This window comes from Mycobacterium gallinarum (assembly GCF_010726765.1).
GTDB lineage: Bacteria > Actinomycetota > Actinomycetes > Mycobacteriales > Mycobacteriaceae > Mycobacterium > Mycobacterium gallinarum.
Genome location: NZ_AP022601.1, coordinates 3,381,641 through 3,404,484, shown reverse-complemented (window position 1 = coordinate 3,404,484; position 22,844 = coordinate 3,381,641). Strand labels below are relative to the sequence as shown.

Annotated in this window: 22 protein-coding genes and 1 tRNA gene; 9 read left to right on the top strand and 14 right to left on the bottom strand. The window is 66.5% G+C overall.

Features of this window, described 5'->3' with window-relative positions; genetic code table 11:
* Positions 1-25: 25 nt before the first annotated feature.
* On the bottom strand, positions 26-589 hold the full coding sequence (locus tag G6N42_RS16555) for a TetR/AcrR family transcriptional regulator (protein ID WP_163730563.1): 564 nt from the start codon (positions 587-589) through the stop codon (positions 26-28).
* Between the two features lie 181 nt (positions 590-770).
* On the opposite strand from G6N42_RS16555, the gene G6N42_RS16550 reads away from it, so the two are divergent.
* Positions 771-1,934, top strand: a complete 1,164-nt coding sequence (locus tag G6N42_RS16550) for an Rv3169 family protein (protein WP_163730562.1) — start codon at positions 771-773, stop codon at positions 1,932-1,934.
* A 129-nt stretch (positions 1,935-2,063) separates the two neighbouring features.
* Here the strand turns inward: G6N42_RS16550 and G6N42_RS16545 are convergent, their stop codons facing one another.
* The gene (locus G6N42_RS16545) at positions 2,064-2,711 is read right to left on the bottom strand and encodes a DUF6611 family protein (RefSeq protein ID WP_232076174.1); all 648 of its coding nucleotides are present in this window, start codon (positions 2,709-2,711) and stop codon (positions 2,064-2,066) included.
* A 25-nt stretch (positions 2,712-2,736) separates the two neighbouring features.
* Here G6N42_RS16545 and G6N42_RS16540 point away from each other — a divergent pair, with 25 nt between their 5' ends.
* Together G6N42_RS16540 and G6N42_RS16535 are read left to right on the top strand one after the other, a co-directional pair.
* Positions 2,737-3,768, top strand: a complete 1,032-nt coding sequence (locus tag G6N42_RS16540; protein WP_163730561.1) for an epoxyqueuosine reductase — start codon at positions 2,737-2,739, stop codon at positions 3,766-3,768.
* Positions 3,769-3,812: 44 nt separating this feature from the next.
* The gene (locus G6N42_RS16535; protein WP_163730560.1) at positions 3,813-4,544 is read left to right on the top strand and encodes a cutinase family protein; all 732 of its coding nucleotides are present in this window, start codon (positions 3,813-3,815) and stop codon (positions 4,542-4,544) included.
* A 2-nt stretch (positions 4,545-4,546) separates the two neighbouring features.
* Here G6N42_RS16535 and G6N42_RS16530 read toward each other — a convergent pair whose 3' ends face one another.
* From G6N42_RS16530 to G6N42_RS16520, 3 genes are all read right to left on the bottom strand, one after another.
* Complete coding sequence (locus G6N42_RS16530) at positions 4,547-5,653, bottom strand: NDMA-dependent alcohol dehydrogenase (protein ID WP_163730559.1); 1,107 nt, start codon at positions 5,651-5,653, stop codon at positions 4,547-4,549.
* A 14-nt stretch (positions 5,654-5,667) separates the two neighbouring features.
* Positions 5,668-6,939, bottom strand: a complete 1,272-nt coding sequence (locus G6N42_RS16525; RefSeq protein WP_163730558.1) for a cytochrome P450 — start codon at positions 6,937-6,939, stop codon at positions 5,668-5,670.
* Positions 6,940-7,032: 93 nt separating this feature from the next.
* Positions 7,033-8,322, bottom strand: coding sequence for a sensor histidine kinase (locus tag G6N42_RS16520; RefSeq protein WP_232076173.1), 1,290 nt, complete (start codon positions 8,320-8,322; stop codon positions 7,033-7,035).
* Between the two features lie 47 nt (positions 8,323-8,369).
* Here G6N42_RS16520 and G6N42_RS16515 point away from each other — a divergent pair, with 47 nt between their 5' ends.
* Positions 8,370-9,041 (top strand): response regulator transcription factor, encoded by a 672-nt coding sequence (locus G6N42_RS16515; protein WP_174262095.1) that lies wholly within the window; start codon positions 8,370-8,372, stop codon positions 9,039-9,041.
* A 4-nt stretch (positions 9,042-9,045) separates the two neighbouring features.
* Here G6N42_RS16515 and G6N42_RS16510 read toward each other — a convergent pair whose 3' ends face one another.
* From G6N42_RS16510 to G6N42_RS16495, 4 genes are all read right to left on the bottom strand, one after another.
* A complete protein-coding gene (locus G6N42_RS16510; RefSeq protein WP_163730556.1) occupies positions 9,046-9,240 on the bottom strand; it encodes a ferredoxin in 195 nt (64 codons plus the stop codon).
* Between the two features lie 105 nt (positions 9,241-9,345).
* Entirely contained in the window at positions 9,346-9,924 is a 579-nt protein-coding gene (gene pth / locus G6N42_RS16505; RefSeq protein WP_163730555.1) for an aminoacyl-tRNA hydrolase, read from the bottom strand.
* 6 nt (positions 9,925-9,930) lie between these two features.
* On the bottom strand, positions 9,931-10,614 hold the full coding sequence (locus G6N42_RS16500; protein ID WP_163730554.1) for a 50S ribosomal protein L25/general stress protein Ctc: 684 nt from the start codon (positions 10,612-10,614) through the stop codon (positions 9,931-9,933).
* 129 nt (positions 10,615-10,743) lie between these two features.
* Positions 10,744-11,613: an oxidoreductase gene (locus G6N42_RS16495; protein ID WP_163730553.1), complete on the bottom strand. Its 870-nt coding sequence runs from the start codon at positions 11,611-11,613 to the stop codon at positions 10,744-10,746.
* A gap of 119 nt (positions 11,614-11,732) precedes the next feature.
* Here G6N42_RS16495 and G6N42_RS16490 point away from each other — a divergent pair, with 119 nt between their 5' ends.
* Positions 11,733-12,578 carry a hypothetical protein gene (locus tag G6N42_RS16490; protein WP_163730552.1) on the top strand — a complete coding sequence of 282 codons (846 nt, stop codon included), beginning with the start codon at positions 11,733-11,735 and terminating at the stop codon, positions 12,576-12,578.
* 69 nt (positions 12,579-12,647) lie between these two features.
* Here G6N42_RS16490 and G6N42_RS16485 read toward each other — a convergent pair whose 3' ends face one another.
* The 5 genes from G6N42_RS16485 to G6N42_RS16465 all read right to left on the bottom strand — a co-directional run bounded on the left by G6N42_RS16485 (position 12,648) and on the right by G6N42_RS16465 (position 16,378).
* Entirely contained in the window at positions 12,648-13,319 is a 672-nt protein-coding gene (locus tag G6N42_RS16485; RefSeq protein WP_163730551.1) for an LpqN/LpqT family lipoprotein, read from the bottom strand.
* A complete protein-coding gene (gene arsC, locus G6N42_RS16480) occupies positions 13,316-13,660 on the bottom strand; it encodes an arsenate reductase (glutaredoxin) (protein WP_163730550.1) in 345 nt (114 codons plus the stop codon). Before arsC ends, G6N42_RS16485 begins: the two co-directional genes overlap by 4 nt.
* Positions 13,660-14,640 (bottom strand): ribose-phosphate diphosphokinase, encoded by a 981-nt coding sequence (locus G6N42_RS16475; protein ID WP_163730549.1) that lies wholly within the window; start codon positions 14,638-14,640, stop codon positions 13,660-13,662. Before G6N42_RS16475 ends, arsC begins: the two co-directional genes overlap by 1 nt.
* 74 nt (positions 14,641-14,714) lie before the next feature.
* Positions 14,715-16,220 carry a bifunctional UDP-N-acetylglucosamine diphosphorylase/glucosamine-1-phosphate N-acetyltransferase GlmU gene (gene glmU, locus G6N42_RS16470; protein ID WP_163730548.1) on the bottom strand — a complete coding sequence of 502 codons (1,506 nt, stop codon included), beginning with the start codon at positions 16,218-16,220 and terminating at the stop codon, positions 14,715-14,717.
* 86 nt (positions 16,221-16,306) lie between these two features.
* Positions 16,307-16,378: transfer RNA gene (locus tag G6N42_RS16465), tRNA-Gln, on the bottom strand.
* A 104-nt stretch (positions 16,379-16,482) separates the two neighbouring features.
* Between G6N42_RS16465 and G6N42_RS16460 the strand changes: the two genes are divergently transcribed.
* From G6N42_RS16460 to G6N42_RS16445, 4 genes are all read left to right on the top strand, one after another.
* Positions 16,483-17,088 (top strand): TetR/AcrR family transcriptional regulator, encoded by a 606-nt coding sequence (locus tag G6N42_RS16460; protein WP_163737674.1) that lies wholly within the window; start codon positions 16,483-16,485, stop codon positions 17,086-17,088.
* Between the two features lie 75 nt (positions 17,089-17,163).
* Positions 17,164-20,799, top strand: coding sequence for a transcription-repair coupling factor (mfd, locus tag G6N42_RS16455; protein ID WP_163730547.1), 3,636 nt, complete (start codon positions 17,164-17,166; stop codon positions 20,797-20,799).
* A 242-nt stretch (positions 20,800-21,041) separates the two neighbouring features.
* Complete coding sequence (locus G6N42_RS16450; RefSeq protein WP_163730546.1) at positions 21,042-21,494, top strand: hypothetical protein; 453 nt, start codon at positions 21,042-21,044, stop codon at positions 21,492-21,494.
* Between the two features lie 172 nt (positions 21,495-21,666).
* The gene (locus G6N42_RS16445) at positions 21,667-22,740 is read left to right on the top strand and encodes a nucleoside triphosphate pyrophosphohydrolase (RefSeq protein ID WP_163730545.1); all 1,074 of its coding nucleotides are present in this window, start codon (positions 21,667-21,669) and stop codon (positions 22,738-22,740) included.
* Positions 22,741-22,844 lie beyond the last annotated feature (104 nt).

Genomic DNA, 22,844 nt, shown 5'->3' with positions numbered 1-22,844 from the left:
TCCCGATGTCAGTCGCTGAGCGCGGCTAGCCGTTGACCACCCGCGACAGCCGCCGCCGCGACGGGCCGATCCCCGCTGCGTGGCGCAGTTCGGCGAGGAACTGGTCGGGGGTGCCGCCCCCGATCACGTAGTGACAGACCGCTATTCGCACGACGGCGGCCGCGGCGACGTCGCTGTCGTCGCCGGGGATGATGCGAGCGATGCGCTCGTGGATGACCGGCAGCACCCGCTTCATCTGGTGCAGCACATGCTCTGGTTCGATGTCGGCAAGTGACCCCAGCGAGTACGTGCTCTGAAATTCGACGATGAATTGCAATGCGGCGTCGAGACGGTCCGAGCCGTCGAGACCCGCGACCGCGGCGGCGATACCGGCGTCGAAGTTGTCCTGCTCGTACCGGCCGAACGCCTCGAGCAGTCCGTCCTTGGAGCCGAAATGGCGGTAGAGCGTCGGACGCGACACCTTGGCTTCGGCGGCTACGTCCGAGAGCTGCAACTTGCGTCTGCCATCCCTGGCGAGGACGACGAAGGTGGCGGCGAGGATCCGTCGCCGCGTCGACGGATCCGCTTCGACGGTGGGGCGAGCAGCCACGATCGTGTCCTTTACATCTATAGGTCCAAATGTCACACTAGCGCTGTCTCGGGCCGCGGTGTCGACTCCAAGTAAACGAGACACCGTCGGTGCCAATGTTAAGTCCCGGACGGGGCGGAACCGATATGACGCAGTGCATCGGTTTCCCTGTTCGGATGAGAACCTCTGAAAGGCAGTCATCGTGCTGACGACGAACTACGGCGCCTTGGTACCCGAAGACGAACTGCTCACCCATCAGATCGTCGATACCTTCGCCACGGTCAGCCAGTCGGATCCCTCATGGACCGAGAAGATCTGGACGATCGCCCACGCCCGCGACAACTCACTGCAGGTCGTGCTCGGTGTCGGCAAGTACACCAACCGCGGCGTCTTCGACGGGGCGGCCGGCGTGTGCCGCGGCACCGAGCAGTGGACGGTGCGGGCCGGGCGCCGGTTGTCGTCAGATCCGGCGGGCACTCAGGTGGGCCCGATCGCCTACAGGGTGGTGGAGCCGTTGCGCGCCGTCCGGGTGAGTCTGGAGCGAACAGAGCACGCCCCCATCGCATTCGACGTCGAGCTGCGCGGAACTTTCGATACCGCGTTGGAGGATCCGTGGCCTGACCGCAGCCCGGACGGCTACCGCGTCACGCACAACGTGTTGCGCTACCACCAGGTCGGAGTCGCGTCCGGATGGGTGGAGCTGGACGGTGAGCGCACCGAAATCGAAGCGGACAAGTGGATTTCGATCCGCGACCACTCATGGGGACTGCGGCCGGGTGTGGGCAAGCCGATTCCGGGGCTGCCCCGCGGAGGCCGCAAGATCAAGCAGATGTTCATGACGTGGCTGCCGATGACCATGACCCGCCAGGACGGGTCGACGTACTCGCTGTTCGTCATGTATCAGGAGGAGCGCGGCGACGGTTTTCTCGAGATCCGTTGTCAGGCAGAGCAACAGAACGACGACGGCACGTCGCACCGGTTCGTGTCCGTCGAACAGGACATGCACTTTCAGGACGACAACCGCCGCTTCACCCACGGCACCGTCACCCTCATCGATGCCGACGGGTCCAAGCGGCCGCTGACCATCACCGCGGCCGGGCCGGGCGGCTTTCACCTTGGAACCGCGGGCTATTACGGCTGGAACGACTGGGTGTACGGCCAATGGGTGGGCGATCTCAGGGTCGAGGGCAACCACGTCACCGACTGTGACAAACCCGAGAAGGCGCGCGAACTCCATCAGCTGCGCGATCTGCTGGTGCGCGTCGAGGACCCCGTCGGGGGTGGAGTCGGGCTGGGCAACGCCGAGACTTTCGCGCTGGGCGCTTTCCCCGAACGCGGACTCAGCGCGGAGAACTCGTTTCTGTGATCCGCGTCCGACGCTGGCATCGACCAGTTTCTTCCGCGATTCGATTCTGACGGCCGATGATCGTCCTGATCGTGAGGAAATACGCGACGGGGACCAACATCAGGGTGAGCACCTGAAGCAGTTCGATCATCACGCGCTCCGCCCAGGTTCGCGCAGCGTCGAATCAGCCAGTGCCGGCGCCATCTCGTCGTAGACGGCCCACCAGATCGACTCGTGTTCGGCCGCGCTCAACGCCGCGTCGGCGAGGCCCTCGTCGGCTCTGATCAACCGCGCGCCCAAGCGCTGAATCATGTCCCGCTCCGCGGTCGATCCCAGATCCGGTCGGCCGACCAAAACCGCGGCGGTCATGGTGCGGACCTGGGTGCGCAATGGTCCCGCCAGCGCCGAAGCGATGAGACCCAGCCCGAGCGTGACACCGATCGAAAGCGCGAGCGCTATCCACGGATCGAGGGCACCGACCAGATAGATCTCGGCGATGATCCAGGCCGCCACACCCCACAGGGGCCAGCCCCGGGCGACGCGGAGGCGGCGTCGCTCGGTTCGGCTGATGCCCGGCGGATACACGACCAGTCGATAGCGCGTCACGCCGAACCGGTCGGGGCGCACGTCGATTGATCCCCACCGTCGATCACCGTCGAGAAGCTGATGCCAGGCACACCTCAGTACGCCGTTGTGGCTGTTGGACATGCTTCCGGTGTACGCCCGTTCGCGATGCGAAAGCGTCGTCTGAACGGTTTCTTTACGCGTCGGTTCAGCCTTCTTACGGCTACCGAACATCTGAGTATTGTGTACTATACCTAGCATGACCGACAGAGTCTCCGCTCGGCTCGCCGACCACCCGACAGTGCGCAAGGTGCGGGCACGCAAAACCGAGAAGCCAGGCGTCATCGACGCCGACTGGCTACGTCAGGTCTGTCTCGATGCGGGCGTCGACGACGTCGCGTTCGCCAGCGTCGACAACCCCGACCTCGCCTCCGAACGTGAACATGTCGACGAGGCCTTGCCCGGCGTCGCAAGCTACATCTCCCTGGTCGTCAAGATGAACCGCGACAACGTCCGCTCCACCGCGCGCAGCGTCGCCAATCAGGAGTTCCACCGCAGCGGCGAGATCATGAACGAGGCCGCGCACCGCATCACCCGCGCGCTGCAAGATGCCGGCTACCGCGCCATCAATCCGTCGATGTCGTTTCCCATAGAGATGGACCGGTTCCCCGGTCGCATCTGGGTGGTGGCGCACAAACCTGTCGCGGTAGCCTCCGGCCTCGGCGTGATGGGCATCCACCGCAACGTGATTCACCCGAAGTTCGGCAACTTCATCCTTCTCGGCACGGTGCTTGTGGCCGCGCCGGTCAGCAGTTACGGTGAGCCGCTTGACTATTCGCCGTGCCTGGAATGCAAGCTCTGTGTCGCGGCCTGCCCGGTCGGTGCCATCAAGAAGGACGGGGAGTTCGACTTCTTCGCGTGCTCCACCCACAACTACCGCGAGTTCATGGGCGGATTCACCGACTGGGTGCAGACCATCGCCGACAGTGAAGACGCGGCCGATTTCCGTTCGCGAGTCAGCGATTCCGAGAACGCCTCGATGTGGCAGAGCCTGTCCTTCAAGGCCAACTACAAGGCGGCCTATTGCCTGGCGGTGTGTCCGGCCGGAGAGGACGTCATCGAGCCGTACCTCGACGACCGCAAGGGCTTCATGGATCTGGTCCTCAAGCCGCTGCAGGAAAAGATGGAGACGCTCTACGTGCTGCCGAACTCGGTGGCAAAGGAGTACGCCGAGCGACGGTTCCCGCACAAGCAGATCAAAGTGGTCGACAGCGGCATCAGCGGACTCTGATTGCAGACGGAATAGATTCACCGCTCGACGGCGTTTGGCCCGGTATGAAGATCAGCCGAGGGGTCACGCGCGGTTTGCTGTTGGGTGTTGCGGCACTGCTGGTTTCGGGTGTGACGGTCGTCGCACCGGCATTGCTTCCGGCGGGCCCGACGGGTGTCGCCTCGGCGCAGCCCGCCGAGTGCGCCGACGTTCAGGTCGTCTTCGCGCGCGGCACCGGTGAGCCGGCGGGCATAGGGCGGGTCGGCGACGCGTTCGTCGATGCGCTGCGACCGTTGGTGCCGGGGCAGTCGGTGGACGTGTACGCAGTCAACTACCCGGCCTCGTACGACTTCCTCCGCGCTGCCGACGGCGCCAACGACGCCAGCGCATTCGTCCAGAACACCGTCGCGACCTGCCCCGACACCAAGATCGTGCTCGGCGGCTTCTCGCAGGGCGCCGCGGTGATCGATGCGCTTGCGATCGCCAACCAGCCGACGCTCGGCTTCACCAACCTGTTGCCGCCGGCCGCCGCCGATCACGTCGCCGCGGTCGCCGTGTTCGGCAACCCGTCCATCCGGTTGCTCGGCGGCCCGCTGACGTCGCTGAGCCCCCAGTACGGATACAAGACCATCGACCTGTGCAACGGGGCCGATCCGGTGTGCTCCGGTGGCGACGACAGGTCCGCGCACAGCCTGTACGTGCAGGCCGGGTTGACGACGCAGGCAGCACAATTCGTGGCCAACCGACTCACCTCCGAGGCGCCGATCACGACGCTGGCGGGTCAGACGCACGGCTGACGCTAGTAGCGGATCAGACCGCGCAGGTTCACCCCGGCATGCATATCGGCGTACCCCTGGTTGATCTCCTCGAGGGTGTACTCACGGGTGATCAGCTCGTTGAGTTTCAGCTTGCCCGCCTGGTACAGCTCGAGCATCCGCGGAATGTCGTGGCGCGGATTCGACGAGCCGAACAGCGAACCGCGGACCTGCTTTTCATAGAGCGTCAGGTCGAACAGCGACAGATCGACCGAGGTGTCGGTCGGGTGGGGGATCGCCGTCATCACCACGCGTCCCCGCTTGCCGACCAGGCTCAGTGCCTGGGCGACGTACTCGCCTTCGGCTGAATCCGTGCTGACGACGCACACGTCGGCCATCGCCCCGTGCGTCAGATCGGTCACCAGTGCCTGCGCCTCCTCGACCGTGGCCGCGGTGTGCGTGGCGCCGAACTCCAGCGACCGGGTGCGTTTGTACTCGATCGGGTCGAGTGCGACGACGGCCCGCGCACCGGCGATCCGGGCACCCTGCACGGCATTGATGCCGATGCCGCCGACACCCATCACGACGGCGGTGTCACCGTCGCGGACCTCGCCGGTGCGTACAGCGCTGCCGTACCCGGTGGTGACGCCACAGCCGACGAGAGCAGCTGTGTCCAGGGCGGTGCGCGAATCCACCTTGATCACCGACGCGACCGGAACGACCGTGTACTCGGAGAACGTGCCGAGCACGCACATCTGGCCCAGCCCTTGCCCGTTCGCATGAAACCGGAAGGTGCCGTCGAGTTGCGGGCCCGCGATGATCGCCGCACCAAGCACACACAGGTTGCTCATCCCGCGCGAGCAGGGATCGCAGCGACCGCACGCCGGGATGAAGCTCAACACGACGGAATCGCCCGCGGCGACGTCGGTGACCCCCGGTCCGACATCGACGACGACGCCCGCGCCTTCATGTCCGCCGACCACCGGCAACTGCATCGGCATGTCGCCGGTGACCAGGTGGTCGTCAGAATGACACAGCCCACTGGCCGTCAGCTTGACGAGGACTTCGGCTTCCTTCGGGTCGTCGAGATCGACCTCGTCGACCTCCCACTTCTGGTGCAGGCCCCATAGCACCGCGGCTTTGGTTTTCATCTGGGACTCGTCTCTCAGCGCTTCTCGGGTGTCCAGGTGGCGGGCAGGCGGTTGATGCCGTTGATGAAGTTGGCCAGCGCGAAGTCGGGCTCGGGAGCCGAGATGTCGGGGATCCGCGTGTACACCTCGGTGAGCAACGACTTGAGCATGGTGCGCGCGAGCGCAGCGCCGAGGCAGAAGTGTGGGCCGCCACCACCGAAGGCAATGTGCGGGTTGGGATTTCGCAAAATGTTGAAGGTGTGTGGGTCCTCGAAGACGTCCTCGTCGCGGTTGCCCGAGTAGTACCACAGCACCACCTTGTCGCCCGCCTTGATCTCCGATCCTCGGACGGTGATGTCTTGCATGGCGGTGCGTCGCATGTGCAGCAGCGGCGAGGACCAGCGCAGCACCTCCTCGACGGCGGTGCCGGCCCGACCCTCGACATCCTCGACGAGCAACGCACGCTGGTCGGGGAACTTCGACAACGTGTAGATGGCGTGCGCCGAGGCGTGCCGGGTGGTGTCGTTGGCGGCGACGCCCAGCAGGACGAAGAACGCCTTCAGTTCGTCGTCGGTCATCTTCTTGCCGTCGAACTCGGCCTGCACCATCCACGTCAGCAGGTCGTCGCCGGGGTTGGTCCGCCGCTGTGGGATCAACACTGAAGCGACCTCATGGAGGTCCATCACGGCCGCCATGAACAGCTCGAGTTCGCTCTGCTCGCCGCGGATGTTCGGGTCGGTCCAGCCCACCAGGCGCTGCGCCGCGCGGACCGCCTTGTCACGCAGGTCGCCTTCCGGCAACCCGAAGAAGCTGCCGAAGATGCGTCCGGGCAGTTTCACCGACACCAGCTCGACGAAGTCACCCTCGCCGAGGTGGGCCATTTCGGTGACCAGATCGCGGGCGTGCCCGCGGATCCAGTCTTCGAGCCGTCGGACGTTTTTCGGCTTGAAGGCGTCGGTCGTGATGCCCCGCAGCTGGGTGTGCCGGGGTGCATCCATCGCGATGAAGGACTGGGCGATCTCGACCGCCTCAGGTGCGAAGTCCTCCATCGTGATGCCCTGGGCGGAGGAGAAGATCTCCGGATGGCGGCTGGCCATCCGGATGTCCTCCTGTTTGGTCAGGGACCAGAAGCCCCTGGTGTTGAGCTCGGGCGGTAGCAGGTCCGATTCGGCCGGCCGGCTCCACGGCACTGGGTTCTCTCTGCGCAGCACCTCGAACGCCCGATCACGTTCTTCGGGGGGTTTGGCCCAGAACGCGCGGGCGCTCAGGTCGATGTCTTTGTGCGTCGTCGTCGCCGCAGTGGTCATGTGGTCATGCTGAACTCCGAGAGCGCCGAGCAGACTCGGCGGCCGTGCCATTCGCGGCCCCCGCGTGCCCAATGCGTGGACCGTGCGGGCCGTTCAGCTCAGCGGCAGCGTGAAGGTTGCGACCAGTCCGCCCCCCGTTCGGGCCGAGAATCGCAGTGACCCGCCGAGCGCCTCGACGATCTGCTGCACGATCCACAGTCCGAGGCCGGCCGTCCCGCGCTGGCCGCCGAGGCTGACGAATTTTGCGGTCAGGTCGCCCAGGCTCTCCGCAGGCACGCCGGGGCCGCGGTCGGCCACCGAGATGGTGAGATTCGTGTCGGTGCGCGCGCACGTGACGTCGATCGGCAGGCCACGGCCATGTCGCGCGGCGTTCTCCAGCAGGTTGGTCAGCACTCGGCGCAGTCCTTGCGCGTCAATGTCGACCGCCGACACATCCCCGGTGACTGCGACCTCGAGGCGCGCGCTCGTCAGCCCGGCCGCGTCGGCCGCCTCGCCGATCAGAGCCGCGACGTCGACGCGTCGTAGCCGGCCGGGTGAGAACGTCGGACGTCTGCTCAGTGCTACGTCGGCGAGCGCGTCGAGCATGTCGTTGAGGTGGCGGGCATGCCGGCCGGCCAGAGCGATCGCCGCGTCACGGTCGGCTGGCTCCATCGGTGAGGCGCCGTCGGTCAGTGCACCGGCCAGGGCCTCCAACGAGGCCACCGGTGTACGGAACTCGTGCAGTAACACCTGCAGTCCCTCTTGCTGCGATTCATAGGACCGCAGCAGCCGGGCGCGCAGATCGCGTTCCTCCTCGGCCGCGGCGTGCTCGGCCTCGGCTTCCACGACCAGGCGCGTCAGTGACCGCTGCTCACGCTCGACGAGCAAGGACAGACCACCGCCCAGAAGCGCGACGAACACCAGCATCAACGCCCACCACACGCCCAAAACGCGAGGTGCTGCGGGTAGCGACGTGTCGGCGCTGATCCACGCAGTCACACCGATATAGCCGAGACCTACCAGCACGGCCACCAGCACGGTCTGGGGGAACGACAACCGCGCCGCCGATGCGACGACGACCATCACCAGTGCCGCTACCACCGGGCTCGCTACACCGCCCGTCAGCGCGATCACCGCCAAACTGAGGACCGCGTCCGCGGCAGTCACGAGCCACGAATAGCGAGTGCGGCGAACCTCGAACTGTGGCCTGGTCATCATGAGCGCCGCATAGCCCAACGCCACGCCCAGCACGACGGCCACGCCGGCGAGCTGGGCCCGCAGCCAGTGCGGCCCGACCGCCACCAGGACGATGATCGACACCACTACCGCGATGCGCACCGCGACCACCAGATGCGCCAGGCCGTAGCCGTCCTCGCTGGAGCTGATCGAGGGGAACCGGTTCACGCGCCGACCATAGACGCGGATTCGACGCAGCATCTAGCATCCGGCCCATGAGCCAGCGGCCTTACGTGGTGGTGATCGTCGACGACCACGAACTGTTCGCCGAGGGGCTCGAGCTGTTACTGACACGCGACTGGGGCGATCAGTTCGTCATCGGCGGGCGGACGACCTTCGTCGAGGAGGCCGCCGACCTGGTCGCATCGTGCGATGCAGACGTCGCGATCGTCGACCTGACGATGCCACCCCTTGGGGGCGTCGCCGCCATCCGGCACATCAAGAAACGTCATCCGCGGACCCGCGTCCTGGCCTTGTCGGGCACCGACGACCCGCAGCTGGCCGAGGAGGCGCTGCGGTCGGGGGCCGACGGATTCCTCTCCAAGGCGGTTCGGCCAGAAGCGCTGGCCGGACCGCTGTACACGATCGCGGCGGGCATGCGCGTCGTCGACACCAAGGTGCTCGAAGGCCTGCTGAGCAATATCCGCAAGCCGCCAGAGGCTCTGCTCGCCGCGTTGAGCCCGGCCGACCTCAAGTTGTGGGTGCTGTTGTCGACCGGCATGGAGACCGTCGACATCGCCAACCGGATGCTGGTGTCGGAGCGCACCGCCAAGCGCATGGTGGCCTCCTTGCTGCACAAGCTCGGAGTGACCAACCGGATCGCTGCGGCGGGGCTGGCCGGGCGGTGCGGACTGCTCGACGACACGGCCGACGGCCAGCCGCCCTGAGGCGTCAGTCCTCGATGCGAAGCGCCTGGGCGGGGCACATTGCCGCGGCCTGAATGACGGCGGCATATGCGACCGGCGGTGGATCTGGGTCGAGGAGCACCACCTGCTCGCTGTCGTCGGGCAGGTCGAAAACCTCGGGCGCGGCCAGGATGCATTGACCGTGGCCTTCGCACAGCTCGTAATCGACAGTGATGTGCATCGCTCCTCCGCACGTCGGTTGTGCGCCAGTGTCGTCGACGATTCGGAGCCGAGACCCGGGCCGCGCGCGCCAAACCTGGCCTGCCGGTGCCACGTTCGCGCAGTACTAGCCCCAGGCGTGCACGGTGTTCTGCGCCGGCTCCAACCCCTGGGAGATCAGCAGTTCGGTGGCGTCGGCGGCCTGCTCGCAGATCGTCGGCACCTCTTTCCACTCCGCCGAGGTGAACGTGCCGAGCACGAACGCTGCGCCCTCCATCCGGCCGGGCGGGCGACCGATTCCGATGCGGACACGCTGAAAGTCGTTGGAGCCCAGGGACGAGCCCACCGATCGCAGGCCGTTGTGCCCGGCGACCCCGCCACCGAACTTCAGCCGGATGCGGCCGAAGTCGATGTCGAGCTCGTCGTGGATGACGATGATGTCGGCGGGCGCCACCGAATAGAACTTGGCCAGCGGCGCGACCTGACGCCCGGACTCGTTCATGTAGCAGCGCGGCTTGGCGAGCACCACCGGACGGCCGGCGAGCTGACCGGTGACCACCTCGGCCCCCGACTTCTTGTGCACCTTGAAACCCGAGCCGATGCGATCGGCGAGGATGTCGGCGACGAGGAAGCCGAGGTTATGCCGCGTGGTGGCGTACTGCGGACCGGGGTTGCCGAGGCCGACCACAAGTTGGGGTTCGGCCATCGCGTGCTACTCGGATTCCGCGGCGGGTGCCTCGCCGGCTTCGCCCTCGCCCTCGGCCGCTTCGCCCTCGGCGGCTTCGCCTTCGGCCGCTTCACCCTCGGCGGCTTCGCCAGCGCCCTCGGCCTCGAGGTCTTCCTCGGTCGGGGCGGCGACGACGTTGACGACGAGCAATTCGGGATCGGAGACCAGCGAAACACCGTCGGGCAGCGGGATCGCGCTCGCGGCGAACTGGGTGCCGATCTCGGCGCCCTCGACCGAGACGGTGAGGTTTTCCGGGATCGACTGCACGTCGGCCTCGATCTCGATGCTGTTGCTGTCCTGGGTGACCAGCGTGCCCGGCGCCGCTTCGCCCTCGACAATGACGTTGACCTCGACGGTGACCTTCTCGCCGCGGCGCACGACCAGCAGGTCGGCGTGCGTGATGTTGCGGCGGATCGGGTGCAGGGTCAGCGCCTTGGTCAGCGCGAGCTGCTCCTTGCCCTCGATGTCGAGGGTGAGCACCGCGTTGGTGCCGGCGTGGCGCAGCACCGCGGCGAAGTCGTGGGCATTGAGCTCGAGGTGCTGCGGTTCGCTGCCGTGGCCGTAGAGGACGGTGGGTACCTTGCCGTTGCGGCGCGCGCGGCGCGACGCACCCTTGCCGGTTTCCGTGCGGATTGCTGCGGCGATGTTGTTCGGCGCGTTCTTGGCCATTGGGTTCAACTCCTGTGTCGTGTCGAGCACGGCCAGGGAACCTCTAGATGGTTCGCGTCGATAACGGTGGCTGCCCACCCTCGCCGTGATTAGCAGCCAGGGTAGCCGCAGCCGCAGCTCAACCCCAAATCAGAGCCCGAACTTGGTGTCCGTGAGCTGCTCGGACAGCTCCCACAGCCCAGCGGCCTTCTCGGCGTCGCGAGCCAGCGGGCTGCGCAGCGGGGTGGGCCCGGTCGGACCCCACATCGCGAACTGCGGCCCGACGAATGTATTGCCCGGCAGGTCTTCGGCCACCGCGTACAGCGTCTGACGGGCGCCGAAGTCGGCGTCGGTCGCCAGCTTGTTGCCGAACGTCATCAACGCGTCGCCCAGCTTGCGTCCGGTGTTGCCCTGCAGGTTTGTCGCCGAATAACCGGGGTGGGCGGCGTGCGCCTTCAGCGGTGACCCCGCCCCGTCGAGTCGCTTCTGCAACTCGCTGGTGAACAGGAGATTGGCGAGCTTGGACTGGCCGTAGGCCCGCCACGGCGAGTAGGGCCGCGCCTTCCAGTTCAGGTCCTTGAGGTTGATCTGGCCGATCAGATGCATGCCGGAGGACACGGTCACCACGCGGTCGGTGATCTTGGGCAGCAGCAGGTTCGTCAGGGCGAAATGGCCGAGGTGGTTGGTACCGATCTGGCTCTCGAACCCGTCGACGGTCAGCGCGAAGGGGACCGCCATGATGCCCGCGTTGTTCACGAGCACGTCGACGTTGTCGACCCCGTCGGCGAACGCGCGCACCGATGCGAGGTCCTGCAGGTCGAGCTTGCGCACCTCGACATCGCCGGTGATGGATCGCGCGGCCTCGTCGCCCTTGGCCGTGTTGCGCACGGCGAGAATCGTCTTGGCCCCGACGCCGGCCAGTTCACGGGCGGTGATCAGGCCCAGGCCGCTGTTGGCTCCGGTGACGATGACGGTCCGTCCGGCGAAGGACGGCAGGTCGGCGGCGGTCCATTGACTCATGGCGCCCACCCTACGGACTCCGTTCGCCGAAACTGTATTCCAGCAGGCGAAGTTCGAGTGATGGTCTGCTGGAATACAGTTTCGCAGGCGATGTCGGTACGGGTCTGCAGTATCTCGCCATGGGGGAGGTATTCATCGGCACCGAAGCCGTCGCGCGCGGCACGGTGACCCGGCACGAGCTCGCGCGGTGGTATCGGCCGATCTATCCGAACGTGTACGCGCCTAGATGGCACGACCTGTCGCTCGCCGATCGCGCGACAGGGGCGTGGTTGTGGTCGAAGCGAGCAGGCATCATCACCGGTGTCGCGGCGTCAGCGTTGCACGGCGCGGACTGGGTCGATGCCGACCTAGACATTGAGCTGCTATACAACAACACGCGACCGCCGGCCGGCATGGTGGCCCGCAACGAGCGGATCGCAGACGACGAGTTCACCTCGTCGGCCATCCCTATTGCGACGCCCGCCCGTACCGCCTTCGATCTTGGCCGCTTCCTGGAGCGCGGCCAAGCCGTCGCGCGACTGGACGCGCTGATGCGTGCGCGGCCTTTCTCTGCGGAGGATGTGCTGCTGATGGCCAAGCGATATCGCGGCGCGCGCGGCGTCAAACTCCTCAAGGACGCACTCCCACTTGTCGACGGTGGCGCCGCCTCGCCGCGAGAAACATGGCTGCGACTCCTCTATATCGATGCGGGCCTTCCGAGGCCGGCCACCCAGATACCAATCTTCGATCAGAACGGGAAGGTACTTCGCACCGTCGATATGGGTTGGGAAGAGTTCATGGTCGTCGCCGAGTACGACGGCGAGCAGCATCAGACGTCTCGCGCGCAGTATGTGAAGGACCGGCGCGTCATACCGATCATCGAGAGCCTCGGCTGGATTGTCCTTCGCGTCATCAAAGAGGACCACCCCAAAGACATTGTCCGACGGGCCTGGAACGCGATGGTCGCCCGCGGATGGCGGCCGTGAGTTCGCGAAACTGTATTCCAGCAGGCCGGCACTCGTACTTTCGCTGCTGGAATACCGTTTCGCGGAAAATCAGCGCTTCGGGGGTGCCTTCGGCACTGCGACGTTGAAGCCCCGGATGATCGCCTCGATATCGGGCGCCTCTTCGACGGCCTTGTCTGCGTAGCCCGTCACCGTGAACTGGATGAGGTACCGATTGTTGGCCGGCGGTGCACCGGTCGCAATGACGATCCGGTTGTAGGTGTGCATCCGCGCACCGTTGAGGTCGTAGCTGCCCTCGATCATGGCCGACGGGAAACCCTTGAAGTCGTCCATCGACGCGTTGAGGCGCTTGAAGTTCTCCGACATCTCGGCGTCGACGTAGCCGTGCCCGATGGCTTCCTTGACATCGAAGTCGCCGTTGAGCTTGAAGACGATCACCATCGCCATCGGATAGGTCGTGCCCTTGGCGATCACCCGCGTGCCCGGCGACAGATTCGAGTTGAAGAACGGCTTCCAGCCCGGTGGTGTCGGATACGTCACCGTGAGGTCGGTCAGCTTGTCCGCCGGAATGGGCTCACCGACGACGCCCTTCTGTTCCAAGTAGGTCGCGATGGGCACCTGCGCCTCGTCACCCGACGAAGTTGTCGTGGTCGTCGTCGGCGTCGTCGACAAAAGCGACTGGTAGTCAGGCGGTTTCGGTGCGCAACCCGACGCGGCGAGAACCGCCAGCGCGGCGGCTACCACGCGGTGGCGAACCCTCACAGAATCTCGCGCACCGCGTCGATAGGCCGGGCCAGTCGGGTGCCCTTCGTGGTGACGACGAACGGCCGCTCGATCAGGATCGGGTTCTCGGTCATCGCGTCGAGCAGTTCGTCGTCGGTGGCGTCGGCGAGATTCAGTTCTCCGTAAAGAGATTCACGCTTACGCACCGCGGTGCGCACGTCGATGCCGGCATCCTTGATCATCTTCGCGAGCTCGGCGCGCGTCGGTGGGGTCTTGAGGTACTGCACCACCGTCGGCTCGATGCCGTTGTCCCGCAACAACTCCAGCGTCTTACGGGAGGTGGTGCACTTCGGGTTGTGATAGATGATTCCCTCTGGCACTACGCCGACCCGTCGAAAAGGCTGGTGACGGAACCGTTGTCGAACACCGCGCGAATGGTGTTGGCCAGCAGCGGTGCGATCGATAGCACGGTCAGCTGCGGGAAGCGCTTTTCCTCATCGATCGGCAGCGTGTTGGTGACGATGACCTCGCGTGCACCGCAGTCCGCGAGCCGTTGCGCGGCGGGATCGCTCAGCACGCCGTGCGTCGCGGCGATGATGACGTCGCTGGCACCGTCGGCGCGCAGCAGGTTCACCGCGCCGGCGATGGTGCCGCCGGTGTCGATCATGTCGTCGGTGAGGATGCAGGTCTTGCCCTTCACGTCGCCGACGACGCGGTTGGACTTCACCTGGTTGGGCACCAGCGGGTCGCGGGTCTTGTGAATGAAGGCGAGGGGAACGCCGCCCAGTGAGTCGGCCCACTTCTCGGCGACACGCACGCGGCCCGAGTCGGGGGAGACCACGACCATGTCGTGGTCGGAGTAGTTCTCGGCGATGTAGCCGGTCAGCAGCTTCTGCGCCCGCATGTGGTCGACGGGGCCGTCGAAGAAGCCCTGGATCTGATCGGTGTGCAGGTCGACCGTCAGGATCCGGTTCGCACCCGCGGTCTTGAGCAGGTCGGCGACCAACCGCGCGGAGATCGGCTCGCGGCCGCGATGCTTCTTGTCCTGGCGGGCGTAGGGGTAGAACGGCAGGATCGCCGTGATGCGCTTGGCGCTGCCACGCTTGAGCGCGTCGATCATCAGCAGCTGTTCCATCAGCCACTGGTTCAACGGCGCGGGGTGCGACTGCAGTACGAAGGCGTCGCAACCGCGAACCGACTCGTCGAAGCGGACGAAGATCTCGCCGTTCGCGAAATCGCGGGCGGTCTGCGCCGTGACGTGGACGTCGAGCTCTTTGGCGACCTGTTCAGCCAGTTCGGGGTGCGCGCGACCCGAGAACAGCATCAGATTTTTGCGGTTGTCGGTCCACTCGGTGCCCACAGTGCCCTCATTGCTCGGGGACGATATCGGCTCAATCGTACGGGTTGCCGAATCCCGAACACCTGGCAACCGGCTCACGGCTTTGTGGCGTCGTCCTGGCTGGGCTGTTCGCCAGATGGACTGGACGCGCCCTCGGCTGAGCCCAATGCCGCCGCCGCTGCGGCGGCCGAAGCCGATCCGGGTCGCTTACGCGCCACCCAGCCCTCGACGTTTCGCTGTGGCCCCGCCGACACCGCCAGTGCGCCCGGCGGCACGTCCTCGCGCACCACGGTGCCCGCGCCGGTGTAGGCGCCGTCGCCGATGGTGACCGGCGCGACGAACATCGTGTCGGATCCGGTACGTACGTGGGAGCCGATCGTCGTGCGGCTCTTGTTCTCGCCGTCGTAGTTGACGAAGACGCTGGATGCGCCGATGTTGCTGTGCTCGCCGATATCGGCGTCGCCGACGTAGGTCAGGTGCGGCACCTTCGTACCCGCCCCGATGGTCGAGTTCTTCGTCTCGACGAACGCGCCGAGCTTGCCGTCGGCGCCCAACACGGTGCCGGGTCGCAGGTACGCGAACGGGCCGACGGCTGCCCCACCACCGATCGCCGATTGACTGCCGTGGGTGCGCACCACCATTGCCTCGTCGCCGACTGTGACGTCCGTCAGCGTGGTGTCCGGGCCGATCTGGCAGTTCGCGCCGATGTGGGTCGACCCGAGCAGTTGACTGCCGGGGTAGACGACGGTGTCGGGTCCGATGGTCACGTCGACGTCGATCCAGGTGGAGGCCGGATCGGTGATCGTCACCCCGGCGCGCTGGTGCGCGGTCACGATGCGCCGGTTCATTTCGGCGCCCAGCGTGGCCAGCTGCACCCGGTCGTTGACGCCGGCGACCAGCATTGAGTCGTCGACGTGCTTGGCCCGCACCACGTGGCCGTCGGACCGCAGGATCGAGATGACGTCGGTCAGGTACTGCTCATGCTGCGCGTTGTCCGACCGCAGACGGCCGAGTGCCGACCGCAGCGCGGTGGTGTCGAAGGCGTAGACGCCGGCGTTGACCTCGGTGATGGCCAGCTGCGAAGGGGTGGCGTCGGCCTGTTCGACGATGCCGATGACCTCGCCGTCCTGGGTGCGCAGGATGCGGCCGTAACCCTTCGGGTCGGGCAGCGTCGTCGTCACCACCGTCGCGGCGGCGGATTCGGCACTGTGCACGGCGATCAGGTCGGCGAGTGTGCCGGCGTCCAGCAGCGGTACGTCGCTCAAGGTGACGACGACAGTGCCGGTGAAGCCGACGGGCAGCGCGGTCAGGCCGCACGCGACGGCGTGCCCGGTGCCCAGCTGCTCTTCCTGCACCGCGATGTCGATGCCGCGGCCGAGGTCGGCTGCCAGCTTGTCGACTGCGGGCACCACCAGGTCACGGTCCTTGCCGACGACGACGATGAGGTGCTGCGGGGTCGCGTCGGCGACGGCGTGCAGCGCGTGCGACAGCATGCTGCGGCCGGCGATCTCATGCAGCATTTTCGGCGTTGCGGAGCGCATCCGGGTGCCTGCGCCTGCCGCCAAGACGACGACGGCCGAATCAGTGGGCCCCTGGGTCATAGGGTTTCCCTTCCCCGCGAACGTGCGTGTCTGCGGGCGACACGCCGTCTTCCTTGGCCAGTTTGCGCACTTTCGCCGCGCAAGTGCTCCGTCGCCAGGACTCGAACCTGAACTATCTGAACCAAAATCAGAGGTGCTGCCGATTACACCACGACGGATCGATCAACCCGTGATGTTAGTCGAAGGGCATACCCTGAAAGCCGTGGCAGTGCCCGCTAAGCCCGACGGCCCCGATAGCAACATGCGCACGCCCCGCGCCAGGATGACCGGTGCGGAGCGGCGGCATCAGCTCATCGACATCGCGAGGTCATTGTTCGCCGAGCGCGGGTACGAGGGCGCCTCGATCGAAGAGATCGCGCAGCGCGCCAACGTCTCCAAACCGGTCGTCTACGAGCACTTCGGCGGCAAGGAGGGGCTGTACGCGGTGGTGGTCGACCGCGAGATGTCCGCGCTGCTGGACCGCATCACGTCATCTCTGACGAAGATGACCAACAACCGGTCCCGGCTGCGCATCGAGCGGGTGGCGCTGGCACTGCTGACCTACGTGGACGAGCGCACCGACGGGTTCCGCATCCTCATACGCGACTCCCCGGCCTCGATCTCGTCGGGCAGCACCTACTCGACGCTGCTCAACGAGGCCGTCAACCAGGTGTCCTCGATCCTGGCGGGCGACTTCTCCCGCCGCGGGCTGGACGCCGAGATGGCGCCGCTGTACGCGCAGGCCCTGGTCGGCTCCGTCTCGATGACGGCGCAGTGGTGGCTGGATGTGCGCGAGCCCAAGAAAGAGGTCGTGGCCGCGCACCTGGTCAACCTCTGCTGGAACGGGTTGATGCATCTCGAGAACGACCCGCCACTGCTCGACGAATAGGGCGGTTTCGGTGTACTGAGTCGCGGTGAGCGCGACCAGCGACACCGAAATCGCTGTGCCTACGATGGAGGCATCATGACCGCATCGGGGATCAACCATGTCCAGACCCCGATCGCCGGAGTTGTCGACCTGGCGCTACGGGATCCTTCGCTTCAGAAGATCGCCGACCGCGCCGCCGACAAACCCGCCGATCTCGCCATGGTCGGACCCGCCAGCGCGCGGGTGTATGTCGCGAGCGCACTCGCCTCGGCGGGCCCGCTGCTCGTCGTCACCGCGACCGGGCGCGAAGCCGACGACCTGACCGCCGAACTGCGCGGCGTATTCGGCGACGCCGTCGCCCTGTTCCCGTCCTGGGAAACGCTGCCGCACGAGCGGCTGTCTCCGGGCGTCGACACCGTCGGTGCACGCCTGATGCTGCTGCGCCGGCTTTCGCACCCGGACGACGAACGCCTCGGTCCGCCGCTGCGCGTCGTCGTCACGACCACCCGGTCGCTGTTGCAGCCGATGGCCCCCGACGTGGCCGAGATCGAGCCGGTGACACTGACCGTCGGCCAGGAGGCGACATTCGATCAAGTGATCGCCCGGCTGGTTGATCTGGCCTACACCCGCGTCGACATGGTCGGCAAGCGAGGTGAGTTCGCGGTGCGCGGCGGCATCCTCGACGTGTTCCCGCCGACCGCCGAGCACCCGGTGCGCATCGAGTTCTGGGGTGACGAGGTCTCCGAGATGCGGATGTTCTCCGTCGCCGATCAGCGCTCCATCCCCGAGATCGACGTCGACGTGCTCATCGCCGTGCCCTGCCGCGAGGTGCTGCTGACCGACGACGTCCGCATCCGGGCCTTCGAGTTGGCCGCCGAGCACCCGGTGATCGACAACACCGTGACCGGCAGCGTTCCCGACATGCTCGCCAAGCTGTCCGAGGGCATTCCCGTCGACGGGATGGAGGCGCTGCTGCCGCTGCTGCGCCCCACCGACTTGGCGACGCTGACCGCGCATCTGCCGGCGGGCACCCCGGTGCTGATCTGCGACCCGGAGAAGGTCCGCACCCGCGCGGCCGACTTGATCAAGACGGGCCGCGAGTTCCTGGAGGCCTCGTGGTCGACGGCGGCGGTCGGCGGTGATGCACCGATCGACCTCGAGGCGATGGGGGCGTCGGGCTTCATCGAGTTGGATGACGCGCGCTCGGCGGCCCGCGACGGCGGCCACCCGTGGTGGACGCTGAGCCAGCTGTCCGACGAGTCGGCACTCGAGATCGACATCCGTCCGGCGCCGTCGGCGCGAGGACAGCAGAGCAATGTCACAGAGATCTTTGCGATGCTGCGCGCCCACGTCCTCACCGGCGGGCATGCCGCCGTCGTCGCGCCCGGCACCGGCACCGCGCACCGCATTGTCGAACAATTGCGCGAATCCGACACGGCGGCAGTCTGTTTGGAGCCGGGCGAGGATCTGAAGGACGGGATCGTCAATGTGCTCAAGGGGCCGCTGCACGACGGTGTCGTGATCCCGGGCGCCAATCTGGTGGTGATCACCGAGACCGACCTGACGGGCAACCGGGTCGCTGCCACCGAGGGCAAGCGGCTGGCCGCCAAGCGGCGCAACGTCGTCGATCCGCTGGCGCTGACCGCGGGCGATCTGGTGGTGCACGACCAGCACGGCATCGGCCGGTTCGTCGAGATGACCGAGCGGGTGGTCGGCGGCGCACGCCGCGAGTACCTGGTGCTCGAATATGCGTCGTCGAAACGGGGCGGCGGCTCGGACCGGTTGTACGTGCCGATGGACTCGCTGGATCAGCTGTCCCGCTACGTCGGCGGTGAGTCGCCGACCTTGAGCAAGCTCGGCGGCAGCGACTGGACGAACACGAAGACGAAGGCCCGACGCGCGGTGCGCGAGATCGCCGCCGAGCTGGTCTCGCTGTACGCCAAGCGGCAGGCCTCGGCCGGTCACGCGTTCGCCCCCGACACCCCGTGGCAGGCCGAGATGGAGGACGCGTTCGGGTTCACCGAGACCGTCGACCAGCTCACCGCCATCACCGAGGTCAAGGGCGACATGGAGAAGCCGGTCCCGATGGACCGGGTGATCTGTGGTGACGTCGGCTACGGCAAGACCGAGATCGCGGTGCGGGCGGCCTTCAAGGCGGTCCAGGACGGCAAGCAGGTCGCGGTGCTGGTGCCGACGACGCTGCTGGCCGACCAGCATCTTCAGACGTTCACCCAGCGCATGGCCGGCTTCCCGGTCACCGTGAAGGGCCTGTCCCGGTTCACCGATCCCGCCGAGTCGCGCGCGGTGCTCGAGGGCATGAAGGACGGCTCGGTCGACATCGTGATCGGCACCCACCGGCTGTTGCAGATGGGCGTGATGTGGAAAGACCTCGGCCTGGTCGTGGTCGACGAGGAGCAGCGGTTCGGCGTCGAGCACAAGGAGCACATCAAGTCGATGCGCACCCACGTCGACGTGCTGACCATGAGCGCCACCCCAATTCCGCGCACGCTGGAGATGAGCCTTGCCGGCATCAGGGAGATGTCGACGATCCTCACCCCGCCCGAGGAGCGCTATCCGGTGCTGACGTACGTCGGCCCGCAGGACGACAAGCAGATCGCCGCGGCGCTGCGCCGCGAGATGCTGCGCGACGGGCAGGCTTTTTACATCCACAACCGGGTGCGCTCGATCGACCAGGCCGCGGCGAAGGTGCGCGCGTTGGTGCCCGAGGCCCGCGTCGCCGTCGCGCACGGGCAAATGCCCGAGGAGCAGCTGGAGAGGACCGTCGAGGGCTTCTGGAACCGCGAGTTCGACATCCTCGTGTGCACCACGATCGTCGAGACGGGCCTGGACATCTCCAACGCCAACACGCTGATCGTCGAGCGGGCCGACACATTCGGCCTGTCGCAATTGCACCAGCTGCGAGGGCGGGTGGGCCGCAGCCGCGAACGCGGTTACGCGTATTTCCTTTATCCGCCGGAGGTTCCGCTCACCGAGACCGCATACGACCGGCTGGCCACGATCGCGCAGAACAATGAACTCGGCGCCGGAATGGCGGTGGCGCTGAAGGATCTCGAAATCCGCGGCGCCGGAAACGTTCTCGGTGCTGAGCAGTCCGGTCACGTCGCCGGCGTCGGTTTCGACCTGTACGTGCGGCTGGTCGGCGAGGCCGTCGAGGCCTACCGAGCCGCAGCGGATGGGAAAACGGTTCTGGCGCCTGAGGAACCGAAGGATGTGCGGATCGATCTGCCGGTCGACGCACATCTGCCCCCGGACTACATCGGCAGCGACCGATTGCGGTTGGAGGCCTACCGCAGACTGGCGGCGGCGGCCGACGATGCCGCGGTCGACGCGGTGATAGACGAGCTCGTCGACCGGTACGGCCCGCTGCCCGAACCCGCGCGTCGCTTGATCGCGGTGGCCCGGCTGCGACTGCTGAGCCGGCATTACGGGGTCACGGAAATGAGCACGGTGTCGGAAGCCACGCTGAAGCTGTCGCCGTTGCAGTTGGTGGATTCGCAGCAGCTGCGGCTCAAGCGGCTCTACCCGAGTGCGGCGTACCGCGCGACGACGTCGACGGTGCAGGTCCCCATACCCCGTGCGGGTGGCGGTGTCGCCGCGCCGCGGATCCGTGACCTCGAACTGATACAGATGGTCGCCGACCTGCTCCTGGCCCTGGACGGGAAGCCACAGGGCAGCGTCGACGTGATTTCTGGCTCGATTTCGACGGTCTAAACCCCTGGTCGCCGCGGCGTTTCGTTGCTGCACAGCGGCTTTGGATCGGCAGGCACTGTTAACGCGCGTGGGTGCCGATCCGACATACATGTCGGGGGGTCAAGGTGTTGCATTGTCGTCTATACCGAGGGCGGCGAGATCGCTAGACAGAGGCGGTCGCGCAATTTCCTAAACCGACACATCACGCGATTACCACCGAGCTCGTTGGTGCGGTCGCGTGATAGCAAGGCGAAGGAGTCGATATGAACTTCAAGAAGATGGCAATAACCACCACGATGACCGGTGCACTCGGACTCGGCGCGCTCGGCCTGGGCGCGGGGCTCGCGCACGCTGTGCCGCAGCCGCCGCCGATTCCCGTCCCGGGTATTCCGCACATTCCTGATGTGAATGTGCCTGCGGTCAACGTCCCTGATGTGAATGTGCCGGCCGTGAACGTTCCCGATGTGAACCTGCCTGCGGTCAACGTTCCCGATGTGAATCTGCCGAGTGTGCAGTTCCCTGAGGTGGATTACTACTTCAGGCTGCCGGTCGGTCACATTCCGCCGGGACAGCTGAAGAATGCGGCGTTCATCAACGGCGTTCCGAATCCGTTCTTCAACATTCCGCCCGGCCAGCTGAAGAAGATGCCGACGGTGAACGGGATCGTCAACCCGTTCTTCGACAAGGCGCCGGGTCACTGGGTGATCCCGGCCTGATCCACACGGAGTCCTGAGGCACGAAATGTGACACGATGGCCGCTCCGCCTCCGGGCGGGGCGGCCATCGCCGCAGCGGAGCGCTATCGGGTCTCACCAGGCCGGTCGAGTCTGACAATGTTGGTATAACCGAGATCAGCGGTCTCATGAGAACGCGTGAGGGGGTCGAGCCGATGACCGTCGTATTGGTCGATCCGCGCCGTCCCTCATTGGTGCCTGTCGAGGCGATCGATCTGCTTGCCGGAGACGTGCAGTACACCGAGGAGATGCCGATCAAGGTGCCCTGGTCACTGCCCGCGGCCAGGCCATGCTCCTACGACGCGTCCGACGATGAAGCCGCGCCCGTGCTCTTGTCGTCAGACCCCGACCACCCTGCAGTGCGGACACGGCTGGCGGCCGGGGAAAGGCTTATCGAAGCGCCCCGCGCCTCGCCTGGTGAGCGGCTGGTGGACGCCGTGGCAATGATGGACAAACTGCGCACGTCGGGCCCCTGGGAATCGCAGCAGACCCACGATTCGCTGCGTCGCTACCTACTCGAGGAGACCTACGAGGTCTTCGACGCGGTGCGCAGCGGCAACGCCGACGAGTTGCGCGACGAACTCGGAGATGTGTTGTTGCAGGTGCTTTTTCACGCCCGCATCGCCGAGGACGCACCCGAGCGCCCGTTCTCGATCGACGACGTGGCGGACTCCCTTATCCGCAAGCTCGTCAACCGCGTGCCCGCGGTGCTCGCTGGCGAGGAGATCTCGCTGGAGGATCAGCTCGCGCAGTGGGAAGAACGCAAATCCCTGGAGCGGTCGAAAAAGGGCGTCCGCTCCGCGATGGACAACGTGCCGACCGGGCAACCCGCACTGGCCTTGGCGCAGAAGGTGCTCGAGCGGGCGATCGCGGCCGGGGTGCCCGCCGACCTGATCCCGCAATCCGTGACATCAGTCAGCGTGGCCCCACACATCGACACCGAGAGCGCCTTGCGGTCGTCGGTGTTGGAGTTCATGGACACCGTCCGTAGGACCGAACTCGCGGTCGCCGCGGACCGGCGCGGGGCGGACGTGCCCGAGGAACTCGACGTCGCGTCGCTCGGCGACGTCACCGAGCGGGAGTGGCGAGCACACTGGCCCGCCGCAGACCCTGAGCCTGAACCGGCTGAAGTGCCCGTGCCGGTGCCCGCCGGCGCCTCGGACGACGACGGCGGTGGCGAGAATGACGGTGAACTGGAAGATCAAGAGGTGGTCGTCGAATCGCGATGATCCCGGTTAACTGGGATTCGGCGTAAGAGGCGTCGGCCGCGCCTTCCCACCATGCCCTGAGCGCGTGGGACGATGGCATGACCGAGGTTGGTTTGAGGGAGTTT